Raw genomic sequence first — 17409 nt, 5'->3', positions numbered from 1 at the left:
CCGAGCCTTATTTCTGGCATTACCATCCTAATTCGGACGAGACGTTTATGACGGTGGAGGGCATTTTGGTAATCGAGTTTGAAACCGAAACGGATCTTTTTTTTTCGGTTACAACAACCTGCGTTTCGGCTACGCATACTAGCCGGCATCGACTGACCTTTGCCGTACAAAAAAGCAAAGAACAGGACCATGAACGTATTCGTAACAGGCGCAACCGGATTTATTGGATCGGCCGTCGTGAAAGAATTGATTGCTGCCGGGCATTCGGTAACGGGACTTGCCCGCTCGGAAGCAGCAGCCCAGAAACTCGTATCGCTCGGTGTGAACCCCCACCTCGGCGATTTAACCGACCTGGACAGCCTGAAAGCCGGTGCAACGGCGGCAGATGGTGTTATCCACCTGGGGTTCATCCACGACTTTACGCGCTTTGCGGAAGTATGCGCCATTGATAAAACAGCTATCGAAACCATGGGACAGGCCCTGTTAGGCAGTGGTAAGCCGTTTGTGGTCACCTCTGGCACAGCCGTAATCAATGGTAATGAGTTTTTGACCGAGGATATGCGCTTGCAGGGTCCCACACAGAATCCGCGTACGGCTACCGAACTGGCGGTAGATGCAGTGGCAGCTCAGGGCGTTCGCGTATCGGTGGTACGGCTATCGCCCTCAGTGCATGGTGATGGTGATGCATATGGCTTCGTCCCTATCCTGATTAACCTGGCCCGGCAACATGGGAAAGTAGCCGTTATCAACGGAGGGGCTAATGTATGGCCAGCCGTACACCGGCTTGACGCTGCAAGACTTTACCGGCTGGCCCTGGAAAAAGCAGCACCCAGCGGCACCCGATACCATGCAGTGGCCGATCAGGGGGTATCGACGCGCCAGATCGGGGAGGCCATTGCCACAAAGCTAAACTTGCCGCTGGTGTCGCTGACGCCCGAAGAAGCCCCGGCTTATTTTACCTGGTTCCAGCATTTCGCGTCCTTCAACAATCCTTCGTCCAGTGACGTCACCCAGGCGATGCTAAACTGGCACCCCACCCATCCGAGCCTGATGGAAGATTTGCAGGGCAACGTATATTTTCCGGCGCAATAGAACAAGTTTTCATTAGCTGCATTTTCTGTCATACCAATAGTCCAGTCCTGCCGTTGGTATGACAGAAAATACGGCAATTATGCGTTTACTAATCAATTACATCTACGTGAATCACGTTATCTTTAGGCTATGAACAGTATAGGGCCCCATCGGATTAAGACCATTACCGAATTTCACCAGTTACGGGGTTTGCCGAAACCGAAGCATCCGCTTATCAGCGTGGTTCAGTTTGACGTGTTCCAAAAACGGCAGGGAAAGGGTACGGACCATCTGCTGTTTGACTTTTATGCCATCTCGCTGAAGCGGGGCATGAACCATACGTACAGATACGGTCAGCAGACGTACCAGTACGATTTTAACGATGGCGTGATGTTTTTCATGGCACCGAATCAGGTGTTTAGTGTTCAGTTTGACGAAGATACACGAGGTCCTTCTGGCTGGATGCTCCTGATCCATCCCGATTTTCTGTGGAACTCTTCGCTGGCATCAACCATTAAAAAGTATACCTTTTTCGACTATACGGTCAACGAAGCTCTGTTCCTGTCGGAAACCGAAGAGCAGAAAATGGCCCAGATCATCCGTATCATCGACGACGAATACCAGGAGCGGATTGATGGATTTAGCCAGGCCATTATTGTATCGCAACTGGAAACATTGCTGCACTACTCCGACCGCTTTTACCAGCGGCAATTTATCACCCGCCAAAAGGTAAACCACGAAATTCTGGAGCGTTTGGAAATCATCCTGAACGAGTACATCAACAGCGAAACGCTTATGCTGCAAGGGCTACCATCGGTCCAGTATATCGCGGAGAATCTGCATGTTTCGCCCGGCTATCTGCGTAGCCTGCTGAAACAACTAACGGGCCAGTCGACCCAGCAACTGATCCACGAAAAGCTGATTGAAAAAGCTAAAGAAAAACTCTCCACAACCCAACTGTCTGTTTCCGAAATTGCATATGAACTGGGGTTCGAACAGCCGCAATCCTTCAGCCGCTTATTCAAAAGCAAGACCCACCAAAGCCCGCTGGCATTTCGGGAACGTTTTAACTAAGATCGGCGGTAGTTATAAAAAGAAACAACCCTTCAGGATGGGTCAGCAGAAAACGTACCTCCATTGGCATATGGCTGAACCAGTATTCCCATTATGTATGTCCTATACTATGGGGCATTAAATTCATCAATTTCACTTTTGACTACAGCAAAAGTCGCTTTGGCTACGTCTGTTTTTGGGCGTGTGCAGACCTTTGTCTCACCAACCAACACAGAAGTAGATGAACTTAACAAACAGCACCGTCCTCATTACGGGCGGCACCAGCGGTATCGGTCTGGAACTGGTGAAACAGCTTACCGACCAAGGCGCAACCCTCATCGTTACGGGGCGGAATCTCGACGCATTAATCACAACAAAGGCTCAGTTTTCCAACGTACACACCGTTCAGAGCGATGTCAGTAAACCCCAAGACATTGAACGCTTGTACAATGAGGTGACCAATCAATTTCCGGCCCTCAACATTATCGTCAACAACGCCGGAGCCATGCGGCTGATTGACCTGCGGGATCGGTCGATGGACCTGGAAACTATAACCCGCGAAATCGACACCAACTTATCTGGAACGATCCAGATGGTGCATCAATTTCTACCCCATTTGCTGAAACAAAAGTCAGCTGCTATCGTCAATGTGTCGTCGGGGATTGCCTTTATGCCCTATTCGTCTGCTCCCGTTTACAGTGCGACCAAAGCCGGTGTTCGGGCCTATACGCAAGCCCTGCGATTGCAATTAGAAGATACGAATGTAAAGGTGTTTGAAATGATTCCACCAGGAGTGAACACCAACTTACAGAACGACTGGGCAGTACAGCCTAATCCCGCTATGATGATGGAAGTAGATAAGATGGTGAACGTTGTGGTGAAAGCGCTGAAAAACGATACCTTAGAGATTAAGCCGGTTTTAATCAATGTAATCAAGGCAATGAGCCGGATTGCGCCCGGCCTGATGCTGAAATTCGGGCACCGGGAATTTATAAAGCTTAAAACACAAACCAACGGATCGTCATGGTAAAAAATGTCATTTCCTTAGTCTTACTGGCTGTGTCGGTCGTACTGGCATTCAAACACGGTTGGGATACGTTCAATTACCGGAGTCACCCCGAATCGTTGAAAATGATGAACGAACTGGGCATCAGAGAATCGGTAGTTCCAATCTTTGGTGGGTTGACGATTCTGATAGGTGTGTTACTGCTCATTCCGCAAACGTTTTTCCTGGGCAATGTTTTGAATGCCCTATCGATTGTCGTCATCATGGCCCTGGCGATACGAGCGGGTCATTTTAGCATGGCCCTGATAGAAATTCCGTTTCTAATCATGCCATTGGTCATGATCTGGCTGCGCTATCCGTTTGTCAAAAACGCCTGATACGATATGACACCTCTGAAGATAAAAACCATTACCGAAGCACATCGTACATTGGGCTTACCCGCTCCCGAACATCCGCTCATCAGTCTGTTAAACTATGCCGATTTAAAGATGCCCGACGTTACCGGCGAGCTGAGTGCGCTATTCGATTTCTATTATATTTCATTGAAAAAGGGGTTCACAAACAAGCTTTTTTACGGGCAGCAGACCTACGATTTCGATGAAGGTATGCTCTACTTTGTAGCACCCAATCAGATTCTGCGCGGTGCCGGTCCCGAACCGGACGACGATCTTTCGGGTTGGGTGCTGCTCATTCATCCCGACTTTTTGTGGGGAACTTCCTTGGCGAAGACCATCAGGAGCTATGAGTTTTTTAGCTATACCGTACACGAAGCGTTGTTCCTGTCCGACAAGGAAAAAGCCATCGTGAATGGCATTGTCGAAACTATTCAAACGGAGTATCGGAACAACATCGACGCGTTTAGCCAGACCATCATCATCTCGCATCTTGAAACCCTGCTCAACTATGCCGAGCGCTTTTATCAGCGGCAATTTCTGACCCGAAAAAAGACAAATCATCAGGTACTCGACCGGCTGGAGCAACTGATGGCCGAGTACTTCAAAAACGAAGCATTACGTTCCAGCGGGTTGCCTACGGTGCAGTATATTTCCGACAACCTGAACATATCGCAAAGTTATCTGAGAGGCTTGCTGAAAACATTAACCGGGCTGAGTACGCAGCAATACATACACGAAAAGCTCATCGAAAAAGCGAAAGAACAACTCTCCACAAGCACTTTATCGGTGTCGGAAATTGCGTACCAGCTAGGCTTTGAGCATCCCCAATCGTTCAGTAAGCTATTCAAGGAGAAGACCAGCCAAACTCCGCTGGAATTTCGGGAACGGTTTAATTAGCAGGTAAAAGCTGTTGAATTACCTTTACTCCAGCATAATTACTTTCTATAGAGCATCTTAATGAAGGCTACCCCTCTTATCCGACTAGATCTTGGTGAACGAATTCGTGAGGTGACGAATGACTATGCGAATTTTCCGGTAGCCGAGGTAAACGACCATGTCGTCAGGCTGAGTGTGATGACGGAACCTTATTTCTGGCATTATCACCCCAACTCAGACGAAACGTTTATGACTCTGGAAGGCATTTTAGTAATAGAGCTGGAAACGGAAACAATTGAGTTGAGCCCCGGTCAGCTCGTTACGATTCCTAAAAACATCATTCACCGAACCTGGCCTAAAGGAGAGCGTTCCGTCAACATTACGTTCGAACATAGCCAGCTTGAAACGATTCGGATCGACCGATAAACACCTAGCCTCAAATCGACTACAACGAACCGCATTTAGACTACGTCCCCCGACCAGCGCCTGCTGACCTTTGTACCGCAGTTCATTTAATTGAAAATAATCATGGTACAACAACAGGAAAATGCCGTTAAAAGCGGCAATGGCGCAGAAAAAGTATGGTTCATTACAGGCTCTTCCCGCGGGTTCGGGCGGGTGTGGACCGAAGCGGCACTCCAACGGGGCGATAAGGTAGCGGCCACTGCCCGCAACGTAGAGAGCCTGGCCGATCTAAACGATAAATACGGTGATCGTGTGTTAACACTTGCCCTGGACGTAACAAATCCAGAGCAGGTAAAATCAGTTGTGGAATCGGCCCATGCCCATTTTGGCCGACTGGACATTGTCTTCAATAATGCGGGATATTCGCTGATCGGAACCATTGAAGAAGCTTCTGCCGACAACATCCGGGCGTTGTACGATACCAATGTGTTGGGGCCAGTTTCGGTAATTCAGGCCGTATTACCACTGCTGCGCAAACAAGGGAAGGGGCACATTTTGGGTACATCCAGTTCGTTGGGGCATGTTACGTATCCGGTCATCGGGTATTACTGTTCTTCCAAATGGGCGTTCGAAGCGATTCACGAAAGTCTGGCGGCCGAGGTCAGTCAATTTGGCATCGATGTGACCATTATTGAACCCGGAGCTTATGCTACGGAGTTTGGTAGTCAGGAATCGCTGAAATTTGCCAATAGCCTGCCGGTTTACGATGAGTTTAAAGCTGCTTTTGTCGGAAACCTTCGGACGATTGAGCGCGGTAACCCTGAAGCCACGCCGGAAGCGATCTTCAGCGTAGTGGATGCGCCGAATCCGCCTTTGCGGCTATTTCTGGGAAGCCATACGTTGCCGGAAGTTCGTAAAGCGTATGCACAACGCCTGAAAACCTGGGAGGAGTGGGAAGCAGTTTCCAATGCAGCACAAGGGTAACCCGGTTAAATAGCTTTTCTGTCATCCCGAGGAACGAGGGATCTTCGGGTGAGGCTGAAAAAACAACTGTTACCGAAGATCCCTCGTTCCTCGGGATGACAGAAAAGCCCAGTTGAGCGCTCAACCAAGAACCTATGAAAAAAGCCGAAAACGCTCCTATACGATTTGATTCCCTGGCCGAAGCGTCGAAAGCCACCGGGCTTCCGGCTCCGCTCCATCCCTTGATTACGCTGTTCAACGGTGTAGACAAGCCAATGGATGGCCCCATACCGCTGTCCAGACACGTACTGAGCTTTTACAAAATATCGTTCAGGCCCTATCTGGGCGGCACCTTGCGGTATGGACAAACCCATTTTGATTACAACGAAGGCGGGTTATTCTTTGCGGCTCCGAACCAGCTCATTGGCGGCAGCGACGAAGAAAACAACAATGGGGAGAATCGGTGTGCCAATCAGCAAATTTCGTTGCTGATCCATCCCGATTTTTTACTGAATTACCCGCTGGCGCAAAAGATCAGGCAGTACACTTATTTTTCGTATTCGGTTCAGGAAGCTCTCCACCTGTCGGATAAGGAAAAAGAAGTTATTCTGGCACTTTTCAGAAATCTGGAAGAGGAGCTAAGCAATCGTATCGATGAATTCAGTCAGGACGTCATCATCTCCCAGATTGAGTTATTGCTGAGCTATGCGCATCGATTCTATAACCGCCAGTTCATCACCCGAAAGCCCATCAACCATACGGTGCTGCAACATCTGGAAACGATTCTGAACATCTATTTTGACGGCTCCGACTCACTAGACAAAGGCATACCAACGGTACAATACCTCGCCGACCAATTGCATCTCTCTCCAGGTTATTTAAGTGATCTGCTACGTTCCTCAACGGGTCTGAACACCCAGCAGTTGATCCACGAAAAGTTGATTGAAAAAGCCAAAGAACGGCTTACAACTACCAACTTATCCGTCAGCGAAATTGCGTATGCATTGGGTTTCGAACATCCACAATCATTCAGTAAGCTATTCAAGGAAAAAACCCGACAAACACCACTCGAATTTCGGGAACGGTTTAATTGATTGTTTTGGTATCGTCTGCGATCATCAGAAGCCGTAAAATTATTTTATTAGCCAAAGCATCTAGTAATTTGTGAAGCTGTTTAAACTTTAAAGGAAATTCAAAAATGCGTGTTTTTGTCATGCTGACGCAGGAAGCATCTTCGATAGCTAAAGAATGCTGCTATCGAAGATGCTTCCTGCGTCAGCATGACAAAAAAGCTACCCGGTTTTAATGAAATTTAAAAAGTTTAAACAGCTTCTGTGTCATCAATACCCACAGGCGTATTGTGTGTTTATAATTTTTAACGATAAATTTTGGTCAATTTATTTACTTAAGCTATAGATCTACTATGTCGGCTTTAATGAATGCAGTTAATAAAAATAATCTTTTGCTGGTTCAGCAACTCATTCAGGATGGAGTTGATGTGAATGAGCTGGACGCAAATCAGGATGCCCCACTGGTGATGGCGGCCTACAAGGGTTATAGCTCAATTGTCAAAGCCTTATTAGAAGCAGGAGCCGACGTGCGAGCCGTTGATCCGGGCATGAAAGCCACAGCGTTACATGCCGCTGCCTACGCGGGCCGAACCGAAGCGGCTCAACTCCTGATCGACCATCATATTGATATTAACAAGCAAGGGCCTTACAATGGGTACACGGCCCTGCATGATGCGATATGGCAAAATAATATTGAGGTAGTCAAAGCCCTTCTGAATGCCCATGCAGACCTAAGTCTTCGTTCGCATGATGGCCAGTCGCCACTGGATTTTGCCAAAGCCAAAAACCGAAAAGAGATTGTGGCCTTAATTCAAAGCAAATTGGGGAAATAGGCATCACCTGTCGAGGGATTCTAGTGTGTTTTATTACCGGTCAACTAGCCTCGGAACAGGCATGAGTATAGTCTGACTCACTCAAAAATACCAGCCAAATCCACACTCACCTCCAATACCGCTACGGTAACTAGAAGCTCGTCTTTGTGCCCCCAGCGTTAGTCAATGCATTTCTTGTAACGTCATAGACGCATCAATTCGCTAGTCTACTAAGGGCGAATAGTATCTGTATATAAATCTTATTATCTTTGCAACTAAGATATTTAGACAATAAGATTATTGATGAATAATGACTCCGTTAAATCCATAAGAAAACTCAGCCAGCTTTATACGTACACCTCTATTCAGATGCATGAAGCCGTTGCCCGAAAAGCCGGGCTTTCAGGAACTGATCATAAATACCTGGGTTTCCTGATCGAAAAAGGGCAAATGACAGCGGGCGAACTTGCTGCGTTGACGGGTCTGACCACAGGGGCCGTTACGGGCTTAATCGACCGGTTTGAAAAGAAGGGATTAGTCAAACGCCAGTTTGCAGCAGCAGACCGACGGAAGGTTTTTATTGTGCCAAATACCGAAACGATCATGTCTCTTCTCGAACCCCTTTATCGGGAATTCCGCAGCCAGTCGGAACAGCTCCATGCTTCCTTATCAGTCGAAGAGCGCAAGATTATCGAATCCTATTTCACAAAAGCTGTTGCCTTGATGAATAATACCATTGATAAACTCAACAAAGACTAATGCATATATAGAACACAGATTTTTATGATCGTTATGATCAATTATGATTTTAAATTTTCTGGAATCGTAATAAATCATAACGATCATAAAAATCTGTGTTCTATTGACTAGCGAAGCAATATGAACACCTACATACTGGATTTTCAGAATATAGATAAAACAAAGCTCAACGTTGCCGGCGGGAAAGGTGCTAATCTGGGAGAGTTGTCGCGTATAGCGGGAGTACACGTACCCGAAGGCTTTTGCGTAACGACCGAAGCCTATGTGGAGCTCATTGAGCAAAACGAAACGGTTAATTCGCTACTCGACCAATTGGCTGTTCTAGCCCTGGAGGACCGGAAGGAAATTCGTGAAATCAGCGACAGAATCCGTACGACTATCGAAAGCCTATCCATTCCGAACAATATAGCCGAAGCGATTGCGGAGTATCTCACGAAATTTGGTGAACAGGATGCCTATGCCGTACGGTCCAGCGCCACAGCCGAAGATTTGCCCACGGCTTCCTTTGCCGGTCAGCAGGATACGTATCTGAACGTCGTCGGACCAGAAGCCATTCTACAGCACATCAGTAAGTGCTGGGCATCGCTGTTTACCGAGCGGGCCGTAATTTATCGTATCCAAAATCGCTTCGACCATCGTAGGGTACGGCTGGCAGTGGTGGTTCAGAAAATGGTGTTTCCGCAGGTAGCAGGTATTTTGTTCACGGCCGATCCCATCACAGGTAACCGAAAGGTGGTGTCTATTGATGCCAGCTTTGGGCTAGGTGAGGCTCTGGTTTCGGGGCTGGTCAATGCCGATACCTATAAAGTCCGGAATGGCGCAATAATCGATAAGAAGATTTCTGCCAAGAAACTGGCTATTTATGCCGTCAAAGCGGGCGGTACGGTGGAACAGGCCATTGGACCTGAACAGCAGAACACGCAGGCCCTGATGGATAAGCAGATTTTGCAACTGGAACGCATCGGCCGGACAATCGAAGCGCATTTCGGCCAGCCGCAGGACATCGAATGGTGTCTGGCCGACGATACACTATACATTGTCCAGAGTCGCCCCATTACGACCTTGTTTCCGATTCCAGAAGCGGCCGATGGAGAACCCCACGTTTATGTATCGGTTGGTCACCAGCAAATGATGACCGATGCCATGAAGCCCCTGGGTATAGCGATGTGGCAGCTAACGGCGGGCCGCCCCATGCCCACGGCGGGCGGACGGATATTTGTGGATGTCGCCGATGATCTGGCTTCACCCATTAAACGACACATGCTCATCAATGTGCTGGGTAAATCGGACCCGCTCATTCGAGACGCATTTACCACCATTTTAGAACGTGGAGATTTTATCAAATCGTTACCGGATGATCAGCCGGAACCAACTCCCGGCAAAAGTAGCCAGGGGCCTCCGCCGGTCGATTATCAAATCCTGGCCGACTATGATCCGGCTATCGTTTCGGAATTGATCGAGCGGAGTGAAACGTCGATAGCGGAGTTAAAACAGGCCATCGAGTCGAAATCAGGCATCGACCTGATTGATTTTATCCGGGAAGCGACTCAACAATCAAAAAGAGGAGCTGGTGATCCACAAAGTTTCGGTGTCATTATGACGGGCATGAATGCGGCCTCATGGCTCAACGAACACATAGAGCAGTGGCTGGGCGAAAAGGCCATGGCCGACACGCTTACGCAATCAGTGCCTAACAACATAACCTCGGAAATGGGGCTGGCATTGCTGGATGTTGCCGATGCGATTCGTCCTTATCCGGAAGTGGTGGCGTTGTTACAACAGGGCGGTCTTTCGCAGGAAAAAGAGGGTAACTTTTTGGACAAACTGACTACGGTCAACGGCGGGCAGAAAGCCCGCGAGGCTATCGAAGCTTTTCTGGCCAAATACGGCATGCGTTGTGCCGGAGAAATCGACATCACCAGAACCCGTTGGAGCGAAAATCCGGCTACGCTAATCCCCATCATTCTGACCAACATTAAAAATTTTGAACCCGGCGAAAGTGCTCGAAAATTTAATCGGGGGTTGCAGGAAGCACTGGCGAAGAAACAGGAGATTTTAGCCCGTTTGCGGCAACGGCCGGGTGGCGACGAAAAAGCACAAGAAACGAACCGAATGATCGACCTGGTTCGTAACCTCGCCGGTTATCGCGAGTATCCCAAATACGGCATCGTTAGCCGCTACTTCATCTATAAGCAGGCACTACTGGCTGAAGCGGAACGGCTCGTTCAGGCCGCTGTTATTTGCGAAAAAGAAGATATGTACTACCTCACGTTCGACGAACTACGCGAAGTTATCCGTACTCATACACTGGATTACGACCTGATCAGCCGCCGAAAAGAGGAGTACAAACGATTTGAAAAATTAACTCCACCCCGTGTGATGACATCAGACGGTGAAATTATTACGGGTCAATATAAACGGGAAAATCTCCCGGCTGGGGCTATTGTTGGTCTGCCCGTTTCGGCGGGTGTTGTTGAAGGACGGGCGCGGGTCATTCTGAACATGGCAGACGCCGATCTGGAAGAAGGCGATATATTGGTCACCTCCTTTACCGACCCTAGCTGGACACCCTTGTTTGTCGCCATAAAAGGGCTGATCACCGAAGTTGGTGGACTGATGACGCACGGAGCCGTTATCGCCCGTGAATATGGTTTGCCAGCCGTTGTCGGCGTAGACAAGGCAACGAAGTTGATCAAAGACGGGCAGCGAATCCGGGTGAACGGAACGGACGGGTATGTCGAAATCCTGTAAACCAGAAATAGTATAAGTTTTTTCGTCATCCCGACGCAGGAGGGATCTTCGGAAGTAAATAGGCTTTTTAAGGCATCTACCGAAGATCCCTCCTGCGTCGGGATGACAAAAAGGCGATTGATGCAAATATTTTAGCGGCTTCATTCCTTTTGCCCGTGCTTGCAGCTTGTTATCAGAAAAATGCGTCCTTGTTTGGTGGAATTGGCTGGCAGCGGCCAATTCCACCAAACAACTGATCGCCAATTATGCTCACAATAAGTAAACGCATTTTCTATCTCTCGCTTCTGTTTCTATCGTCACTTACCAGCTATGCCCAACAAACTGCCAGTACAAAAGCTGCCGACGCAACCAGCCCTTACAACATACAGGACAGTGTACTGATTACAACTCAGGATGGAGCCACCTTATCGGCTATAGTAGTCCGAAAGAAAGGCGAAACGAAACCGCTGCCCGTCATTCTACAGTTTACCATTTATGTACGCGACAAAGGGCGAGATTTAAAGTCATTGAAAGAATCGGCCGACAACGGGTATGTGGGTGTTATTGTCTATACACGAGGAAAACGGTTTAGTCCTAACGCGATCTATCCCTATGAACATGAAGCAACCGACACCTATGATGTGATCGACTGGATCAGCAAACAACCGTGGTGCAATGGAAGCGTTGGGATGTTTGGCGGAAGCTATAATGGTTTCTCACAATGGGCTGCCTGTAAAAAGCTTCATCCTGCCCTTAAAACCATCGTGCCGTATGTAGCCAACCGGCCAGGCATGGGGTTGCCCATGGAGAACAACGTGTTTGTCAATCCGAATTACGAATGGTCGTTCTATGTCGGCAACAACAAATACCTCGATACCCTTGTCGGCAATGACCGGAAGCGGTTCCGAAAACTAATGTTCGACTGGTGGCAAAGTGGAGTTGCTTACAACAAGATGGACAGCCTCGACGGAACGCCCAACCCGTGGTTTCAGCGCTGGATCAGCCACCCCAACTTCGACCGGTACTGGCAGAAGATGGCTCCTTACGAACAGGACTTTGCCCAGATCAATATTCCTCTTCTGGCTTTTGACGGCTATTACAACGACTCTCAAAATTCGAGCCTGTATTACCTCAGAGAGTTGCAGAAGTATAGTCCCAAAACGCCCTGGTTTCTGGTGATTGGCCCATACGGGCACTTTGGAACGCAGATTGGTGGCGAACGCGTGATCAATGGGTATTCAGTCGATTCGGTTGCCCTGTTCGACATCAAAAAAATAACCTATCAATGGTTTGATTATATCCTGAAGGCTGGTAAAAAACCTGATATTCTGAAAGATAAAATCAATTACGAAGTTATGGGAGCCAATAGATGGCGCAGCGCCCCATCGCTTGATAACATGCATAATGGCTATTTAACGTTTTACCTGACCGACCAAAAAATAGACACGGTTTATGCGTTAAGTTCTAAAAAGCCATCCAAAACAGGCTATTTATCGCAACAGGTCGATTTCGCAGACCGACAAACCAGCAATAACAACTACTATCCTGACCCCATCGCGCGAAAAGAGATTGACACCAGCAATGGCTTTGTCTTCATCAGCGAACCCCTGTCCGAATCGATGCTCGTGAACGGTTCTTTTCTGGGCCAACTGACCATCAGCATCAATAAAAAAGATGTTGACCTTGGCGTCACGCTCTACGAACTGACACCAGCCGGCGATTATTTTCACCTCTCTTACTACATCGGCCGGGCGAGCTATGCGAACGACATCACGAAACGAACCCTACTGAAGCCGGACGAACGGACGACCATAAATTTTTCAAATACACATCTGGTCAGTAAACAGCTTAGTAAAGGCAGTCGGCTGGTGGTAGCTGTTAACGTCAATAAAAACCCGTTCTCCCAACTGAATTATGGAACCGGTAACGACGTAAGTAATGAATCCATCCTGGATGCCAGCCTACCCCTGCAATTAAGATGGTACACAAACAGCTACATCCGTGTACCCGTTTGGCGCTACCGGTAGCATGCCCAATCCGCACTTTTTAATACTCGGTGAGTCCGAAGGCATTACGTTGGTTCTCTTTAGTAGAGCATTGCCACATTAGGAAGCAAACAGACGTATTCGTAGTAACTTACATTCATCTGCCTCTTTCATTGGCAACTCACCTAACTAATTACGCATGAACACATCTTACCTGGCATGGTCGCGCCGGAAATTTATTACAACCTTAACCGGAGCCGGGGCAGGCATTTTATTGAACCCGCAATTATCGTGGGCTCTTGACGATATTGATCCTCGTGTGGCGGCTATCGTAGCGAACACCATTGGAGTCGATACGCACAACCATATTGATGTTCCGATCAGGGAAGCCGAGTTACCCGGCCCCACCGTCGACCTTGCTGGCGAGATGAAGAAATCAGGCTTATCGGCTATCTGTATGACCTTCGCCGTCGACTATCAACGGCTTGTTAATCCGGGTGATGCCTATGAGCGGTTCATAAACGGCCTGAAGGCCATGGACAAGGTACTGGAAAAGAACAACATGAAGCGCTCGTTGAACATGGCTGACCTGCGTGCAGCTCATAAAAAACACCAGCCAACCGTTATTCAGTCGGTAGAAGGCGGCCACTTTCTGGAAGGGCAACTGGACCGACTTACCGAAGCCTATACTCGAGGATTACGGCACCTCGGACTCCTCCACGACAACGACGCGGCCACTCCTCTGGGCGATGTCTATACCAGCCAACCCAAATTCGGAGGACTGACTGAATTCGGAGCAAACGTCATCAAAGAGTGCAATCGGCTCGGCATTCTGATCGATCTTACCCATGCGAGCAATACAACGATTGATGCGGCCCTGAAAATCACCACCAAGCCCGTTCTGATTACCCACACCGGTCTGGATACCCAATTAGGCATGAATCAGATGATGGCCAAAATGATGCGCCCAAGACTGATTAGCAAGGAGCAGGCTAAAATCGTTGCCGACGCGGGGGGCGTTATTGGCGTATGGACTCATCTGGCAGACTCGCCACTGGAATACGCCCAGAATATTAAGGTCATGGCAGATATTGTCGGCGTTGACCATGTTTGTATCGGCACTGATACAAAATTAACCCCATCTTACCGATCACCTAACGCCGGACCTCGACCGGGCGGTCCCGGACCACAACCCGGTGGTAATCCGCAGGGAGGCCCTCCCCGCGATACTAACGATCCCGGCCCTAACCGCCCTAGAGTGGGAGAGCGCACCAACGATGCCTGGCAAGACCAGAAGGTCGGTTTCTATTTCGCCGTTGTGGATGCGCTGCTAAAGACTGGTTTTACAGAAGCTGAAATTGGCAAGATCGGCAGCGGTAATTTTTGTCGGGTATTCGATACTGCCACAACCGGCCATTAAATGGTTCGAGCTAATGTTCGTCCGCGATTGTATCGCGGACGAACATTAGCTCGAAGTTGCCTCTAAAAATCGTTTCGGCGAATTGATGCTAATAAGTTGCGGAACTCGGCCGGATTAAGTATTGGCAAAGGAGGAAAAAGATTCTTGATTTTTCTGAGATCAAGAATATGTTTGTCAGCCGTTACGAGGCAATCAACATTTGCACCAATGGCGCAGTCCACAAACTTGTTATCATCAGGATCAGCTTCAATTAGCTGGTACTTGTACGTTGGTTCAAAGCGTCGTGTATTTTCTGCAATCAGGAGTACAGATGTGACGATTTCAGCAGTTCGTTCGCTATACTTCCAACAGAGCATCTCCGTGTATTCTGTCAAGATTTCGTTACTGAATACCCAACTGAATTCTTCATTAGCGAAGCTATCGTAAACCCAGCGGGTTTCACCAACTTTTGCAATGGAAGACAGCAACACATTGGTGTCAATGACCGCCTGAATCATGAATTAGTACGAAGCTGTTGACGGTGCTCTGTCCGATTTTCAAAGTGGGCGTCTAAAGTTACATCATTAGCTGTTATTCCTTTCTCCTCAACTACCTTGTTTACTTCACTATCTAACTCCGCGTTCAGGTGCCGAACCAACGTTCTTTTTAGCGACGATAATTCCTCGGGGCTCATCGTGCGATGCTGGAAAAGCTCCAGTAACGCCATTTGGGCTTCGTTTAGTTTAGCTGGCTGTTTTGCTGTTTGCATAGTACCTAATAATTAGAGGGGCGGTATTCAAAGATTCACCATTTGTTACAATTTACAAAAAACGTTGCAACAAACCGTCCTGAACGTCATCCTGATTCTCTGAAAACCATACCAGCTCGTCCGCGATTGTATCGCGGATGCGCGAGGTCCGCGTCTGTGACGCGATAAAAACTCTATTGATTTTCGTTTCTTGGATGGCTTATTTCTGCGCGTAGCAGACGCAGTTCTCAGTCATCCGCAATGCAATCGCGGACGAGTCGTGTAAAATATTGCCTGAAAATTTGCGTAGTCAAATAACTACACGTATATTTGTAGTCAAATAGCTACATAATGAATTTACGACGAGATGTATTTCAGGCTATAGCCGATCCAACCCGACGGGCTATCCTGCTATTGGTAGCTTCGCAAGCCATGACAGCCGGAGCCATAGCCGCCAACTTCGACACCGCCCGACCGACCGTTTCCAAACACCTGCACATCCTCACCGAGTGTGAATTGCTGAAACAGGAGCAGACCGGTCGGGAGATCTACTATCACATCAATGCCCAAAAGATGAAGGAAGTCGCCGACTTTATCGAGCCATTCCGCCAGATGTGGGATGACCGGTTCAATAAACTGGAAGCCATCATGAAGAACTATCAAGCCAAACAGTAGAACCACATGGAACGGAAAACCAGAGTCCATGCCGAAGATGGAAAGCAGGATTTAGTAATCACGCGGGAGTTCGACCTGCCGCTGGACCTGCTGTTTAAAGCGTATGTGGAGCCCGACATTGTGGAGCAGTGGATGGGCACAAAAGTGTTGAAACTCGAAAACCAAAAGCACGGTAGCTGGCAATTTGAAACTACCGATCCGAAGGGAAATAAGCACGGGTTCAACGGGGTTATCCATGAGTTTGTTCCGAACCAAAAAATCACCCGGACCTTCGAAATGGAGAATGCCTCCTTTGGTGTTCAGCTTGAGTTTCTGGAGTTTGAACCCCTCACCGACAACACCAGCAAACTGACGATGCAAGTCGTATATCGGTCCATCAGTATCAGAGATCAGGTGTTGCAACTACCCTTTGCCAAAGGCATCAATATGGCTCATAATCGTTTGCAGGAAACCGTAAGAAACTTATTTCATCATGACAAAGCGCAATAAAATCATTTACTGGATTGCCACCCTATGGCTCGCTCTGGGGATGCTGTCGACTGGAGTGGCTCAGTTAGTAAAAGCGAAAGATGGGCAGGGCGGTGTCGATATGATCACGCATGAGGGCTATCCGGTGTATCTGCTGTCTTTGCTGGGCGTTTGCAAAGTTCTGGGTGTTGTTGCCATACTTATTCCCAACTTCCCTCTGGTAAAAGAATGGGCGTATGCCGGTTTTTTCTTCCTCATGTCGGGGGCTATATTTTCGCACATCGCGTCAGGGGATTCGATCAGTTCAGCACTGCCTGCCTTGTTACTTCTTGTCCTGACGGTGGTATCCTGGTATTTCAGACCCGCTGACAGAAAAATTAGTTTCGCTCACTCCTAAACGAATAGCATGAATCCTACGGTTGACTGGTACTTTACGAAAGCTGAAAAGTGGCAGAAAGAAGTCGAACAATTGCGAACTATCCTTCTCTACTGTGGACTAACGGAAGAGTTGAAATGGGGTTGTCCCTGTTACACATTTCAGAAACGTAACATTGTTCTCATTCATCATTTTAAAGAATACTGTGCACTTCTGTTCTTCAAAGGTGCCTTACTACACGATACGCATGGTATTCTCATTCAGCAAACCGAAAATGTGCAGGCTGCTCGTCAGGTTCGGTTTACTAATGTTCGCCAAATTGTCGAGATGATCCCTACATTAAGGGCCTATATCTACGAAGCCATCGAAGTAGAAAAAGCGGGTTTGAAAGTTCCGCTCAAAACAACGGCAGACTTTGCAATTCCTGACGAGTTTCAACACAAACTAGACGAAAACCCAACCTTAAAAACGGCTTTCGATGCATTAACTCCTGGGCGACAACGAGCCTATCTATTTCATTTTTCCCAGCCCAAACAAGCCAAAACCCGCGAGGCCCGTATTGAAAAATATAGCCAGCAAATTCTCGATGGTAAAGGCTTAACTGATTAGTCTATTCAA

Annotated in this window: 19 protein-coding genes; 17 read left to right on the top strand and 2 right to left on the bottom strand. The window is 48.0% G+C overall.

Going from position 1 to position 17409, the window contains the following annotated elements; genetic code table 11:
• Positions 1-189: 189 nt before the first annotated feature.
• From ACYVFD_RS01340 to ACYVFD_RS01280, 13 genes are all read left to right on the top strand, one after another.
• Complete coding sequence (locus ACYVFD_RS01340; RefSeq protein ID WP_461087757.1) at positions 190-1092, top strand: SDR family oxidoreductase; 903 nt, start codon at positions 190-192, stop codon at positions 1090-1092.
• Between the two features lie 129 nt (positions 1093-1221).
• Complete coding sequence (locus ACYVFD_RS01335) at positions 1222-2145, top strand: helix-turn-helix domain-containing protein (RefSeq protein WP_461087755.1); 924 nt, start codon at positions 1222-1224, stop codon at positions 2143-2145.
• Positions 2146-2365: 220 nt separating this feature from the next.
• Positions 2366-3154: an SDR family oxidoreductase gene (locus ACYVFD_RS01330; protein WP_461087753.1), complete on the top strand. Its 789-nt coding sequence runs from the start codon at positions 2366-2368 to the stop codon at positions 3152-3154.
• A complete protein-coding gene (locus tag ACYVFD_RS01325) occupies positions 3148-3507 on the top strand; it encodes a hypothetical protein (RefSeq protein WP_461087751.1) in 360 nt (119 codons plus the stop codon). The genes ACYVFD_RS01330 and ACYVFD_RS01325 overlap by 7 nt, the downstream gene beginning before the upstream one ends.
• Before the next feature lie 6 nt (positions 3508-3513).
• Positions 3514-4422 (top strand): helix-turn-helix domain-containing protein, encoded by a 909-nt coding sequence (locus ACYVFD_RS01320; protein WP_461087749.1) that lies wholly within the window; start codon positions 3514-3516, stop codon positions 4420-4422.
• Positions 4423-4482: 60 nt separating this feature from the next.
• The gene (locus tag ACYVFD_RS01315) at positions 4483-4827 is read left to right on the top strand and encodes a cupin domain-containing protein (RefSeq protein WP_461087747.1); all 345 of its coding nucleotides are present in this window, start codon (positions 4483-4485) and stop codon (positions 4825-4827) included.
• A gap of 102 nt (positions 4828-4929) precedes the next feature.
• A complete protein-coding gene (locus ACYVFD_RS01310; protein ID WP_461087745.1) occupies positions 4930-5790 on the top strand; it encodes an SDR family NAD(P)-dependent oxidoreductase in 861 nt (286 codons plus the stop codon).
• A 134-nt stretch (positions 5791-5924) separates the two neighbouring features.
• Positions 5925-6863 (top strand): helix-turn-helix domain-containing protein, encoded by a 939-nt coding sequence (locus ACYVFD_RS01305; protein ID WP_461087743.1) that lies wholly within the window; start codon positions 5925-5927, stop codon positions 6861-6863.
• 329 nt (positions 6864-7192) lie between these two features.
• The gene (locus tag ACYVFD_RS01300; RefSeq protein ID WP_461087742.1) at positions 7193-7672 is read left to right on the top strand and encodes an ankyrin repeat domain-containing protein; all 480 of its coding nucleotides are present in this window, start codon (positions 7193-7195) and stop codon (positions 7670-7672) included.
• Between the two features lie 282 nt (positions 7673-7954).
• Complete coding sequence (locus tag ACYVFD_RS01295; RefSeq protein WP_461087740.1) at positions 7955-8410, top strand: MarR family winged helix-turn-helix transcriptional regulator; 456 nt, start codon at positions 7955-7957, stop codon at positions 8408-8410.
• A gap of 120 nt (positions 8411-8530) precedes the next feature.
• Complete coding sequence (gene ppsA / locus ACYVFD_RS01290) at positions 8531-11161, top strand: phosphoenolpyruvate synthase (RefSeq protein WP_461087738.1); 2631 nt, start codon at positions 8531-8533, stop codon at positions 11159-11161.
• Positions 11162-11406: 245 nt separating this feature from the next.
• Positions 11407-13167, top strand: coding sequence for a CocE/NonD family hydrolase (locus ACYVFD_RS01285; protein WP_461087736.1), 1761 nt, complete (start codon positions 11407-11409; stop codon positions 13165-13167).
• Positions 13168-13324: 157 nt separating this feature from the next.
• Positions 13325-14545, top strand: coding sequence for a dipeptidase (locus ACYVFD_RS01280; protein ID WP_461087734.1), 1221 nt, complete (start codon positions 13325-13327; stop codon positions 14543-14545).
• 62 nt (positions 14546-14607) lie between these two features.
• Here ACYVFD_RS01280 and ACYVFD_RS01275 read toward each other — a convergent pair whose 3' ends face one another.
• Together ACYVFD_RS01275 and ACYVFD_RS01270 are read right to left on the bottom strand one after the other, a co-directional pair.
• Positions 14608-15042 carry a putative toxin-antitoxin system toxin component, PIN family gene (locus ACYVFD_RS01275; protein WP_461087732.1) on the bottom strand — a complete coding sequence of 145 codons (435 nt, stop codon included), beginning with the start codon at positions 15040-15042 and terminating at the stop codon, positions 14608-14610.
• A complete protein-coding gene (locus ACYVFD_RS01270) occupies positions 15039-15293 on the bottom strand; it encodes a hypothetical protein (protein WP_461087730.1) in 255 nt (84 codons plus the stop codon). Before ACYVFD_RS01270 ends, ACYVFD_RS01275 begins: the two co-directional genes overlap by 4 nt.
• A gap of 330 nt (positions 15294-15623) precedes the next feature.
• On the opposite strand from ACYVFD_RS01270, the gene ACYVFD_RS01265 reads away from it, so the two are divergent.
• The 4 genes from ACYVFD_RS01265 to ACYVFD_RS01250 are packed head-to-tail and all read left to right on the top strand — an operon-like array spanning position 15624 to position 17400.
• Positions 15624-15947: an ArsR/SmtB family transcription factor gene (locus ACYVFD_RS01265; RefSeq protein WP_461087728.1), complete on the top strand. Its 324-nt coding sequence runs from the start codon at positions 15624-15626 to the stop codon at positions 15945-15947.
• Between the two features lie 6 nt (positions 15948-15953).
• Positions 15954-16436 (top strand): SRPBCC domain-containing protein, encoded by a 483-nt coding sequence (locus ACYVFD_RS01260; protein ID WP_461087726.1) that lies wholly within the window; start codon positions 15954-15956, stop codon positions 16434-16436.
• Positions 16420-16812, top strand: coding sequence for a DoxX family protein (locus tag ACYVFD_RS01255; protein ID WP_461087724.1), 393 nt, complete (start codon positions 16420-16422; stop codon positions 16810-16812). The genes ACYVFD_RS01260 and ACYVFD_RS01255 overlap by 17 nt, the downstream gene beginning before the upstream one ends.
• Positions 16813-16821: 9 nt before the next feature.
• Complete coding sequence (locus tag ACYVFD_RS01250; RefSeq protein ID WP_461087722.1) at positions 16822-17400, top strand: YdeI/OmpD-associated family protein; 579 nt, start codon at positions 16822-16824, stop codon at positions 17398-17400.
• Positions 17401-17409 lie beyond the last annotated feature (9 nt).

The sequence above is a fragment of the Spirosoma gilvum genome (assembly GCF_054776815.1).
Note: the sequence above shows the minus strand (reverse complement) of the source record. Positions and strands in the feature narration are given on the sequence as shown.

What these genes read in the sequence shown, in the direction of transcription:
- ACYVFD_RS01340 (WP_461087757.1), top strand. Translation starts at nt 190, where the DNA reads ATGAACGTATTCGTAACAGGCGCAACCGGATTTATTGGATCGGCCGTC.
- ACYVFD_RS01335 (WP_461087755.1), top strand. Translation starts at nt 1,222, where the DNA reads ATGAACAGTATAGGGCCCCATCGGATTAAGACCATTACCGAATTTCAC.
- ACYVFD_RS01330 (WP_461087753.1), top strand. Translation starts at nt 2,366, where the DNA reads ATGAACTTAACAAACAGCACCGTCCTCATTACGGGCGGCACCAGCGGT.
- ACYVFD_RS01325 (WP_461087751.1), top strand. Translation starts at nt 3,148, where the DNA reads ATGGTAAAAAATGTCATTTCCTTAGTCTTACTGGCTGTGTCGGTCGTA.
- ACYVFD_RS01320 (WP_461087749.1), top strand. Translation starts at nt 3,514, where the DNA reads ATGACACCTCTGAAGATAAAAACCATTACCGAAGCACATCGTACATTG.
- ACYVFD_RS01315 (WP_461087747.1), top strand. Translation starts at nt 4,483, where the DNA reads ATGAAGGCTACCCCTCTTATCCGACTAGATCTTGGTGAACGAATTCGT.
- ACYVFD_RS01310 (WP_461087745.1), top strand. Translation starts at nt 4,930, where the DNA reads ATGGTACAACAACAGGAAAATGCCGTTAAAAGCGGCAATGGCGCAGAA.
- ACYVFD_RS01305 (WP_461087743.1), top strand. Translation starts at nt 5,925, where the DNA reads ATGAAAAAAGCCGAAAACGCTCCTATACGATTTGATTCCCTGGCCGAA.
- ACYVFD_RS01300 (WP_461087742.1), top strand. Translation starts at nt 7,193, where the DNA reads ATGTCGGCTTTAATGAATGCAGTTAATAAAAATAATCTTTTGCTGGTT.
- ACYVFD_RS01295 (WP_461087740.1), top strand. Translation starts at nt 7,955, where the DNA reads ATGAATAATGACTCCGTTAAATCCATAAGAAAACTCAGCCAGCTTTAT.
- ppsA (WP_461087738.1), top strand. Translation starts at nt 8,531, where the DNA reads ATGAACACCTACATACTGGATTTTCAGAATATAGATAAAACAAAGCTC.
- ACYVFD_RS01285 (WP_461087736.1), top strand. Translation starts at nt 11,407, where the DNA reads ATGCTCACAATAAGTAAACGCATTTTCTATCTCTCGCTTCTGTTTCTA.
- ACYVFD_RS01280 (WP_461087734.1), top strand. Translation starts at nt 13,325, where the DNA reads ATGAACACATCTTACCTGGCATGGTCGCGCCGGAAATTTATTACAACC.
- ACYVFD_RS01275 (WP_461087732.1), bottom strand. Translation starts at nt 15,042, where the DNA reads ATGATTCAGGCGGTCATTGACACCAATGTGTTGCTGTCTTCCATTGCA.
- ACYVFD_RS01270 (WP_461087730.1), bottom strand. Translation starts at nt 15,293, where the DNA reads ATGCAAACAGCAAAACAGCCAGCTAAACTAAACGAAGCCCAAATGGCG.
- ACYVFD_RS01265 (WP_461087728.1), top strand. Translation starts at nt 15,624, where the DNA reads ATGAATTTACGACGAGATGTATTTCAGGCTATAGCCGATCCAACCCGA.
- ACYVFD_RS01260 (WP_461087726.1), top strand. Translation starts at nt 15,954, where the DNA reads ATGGAACGGAAAACCAGAGTCCATGCCGAAGATGGAAAGCAGGATTTA.
- ACYVFD_RS01255 (WP_461087724.1), top strand. Translation starts at nt 16,420, where the DNA reads ATGACAAAGCGCAATAAAATCATTTACTGGATTGCCACCCTATGGCTC.
- ACYVFD_RS01250 (WP_461087722.1), top strand. Translation starts at nt 16,822, where the DNA reads ATGAATCCTACGGTTGACTGGTACTTTACGAAAGCTGAAAAGTGGCAG.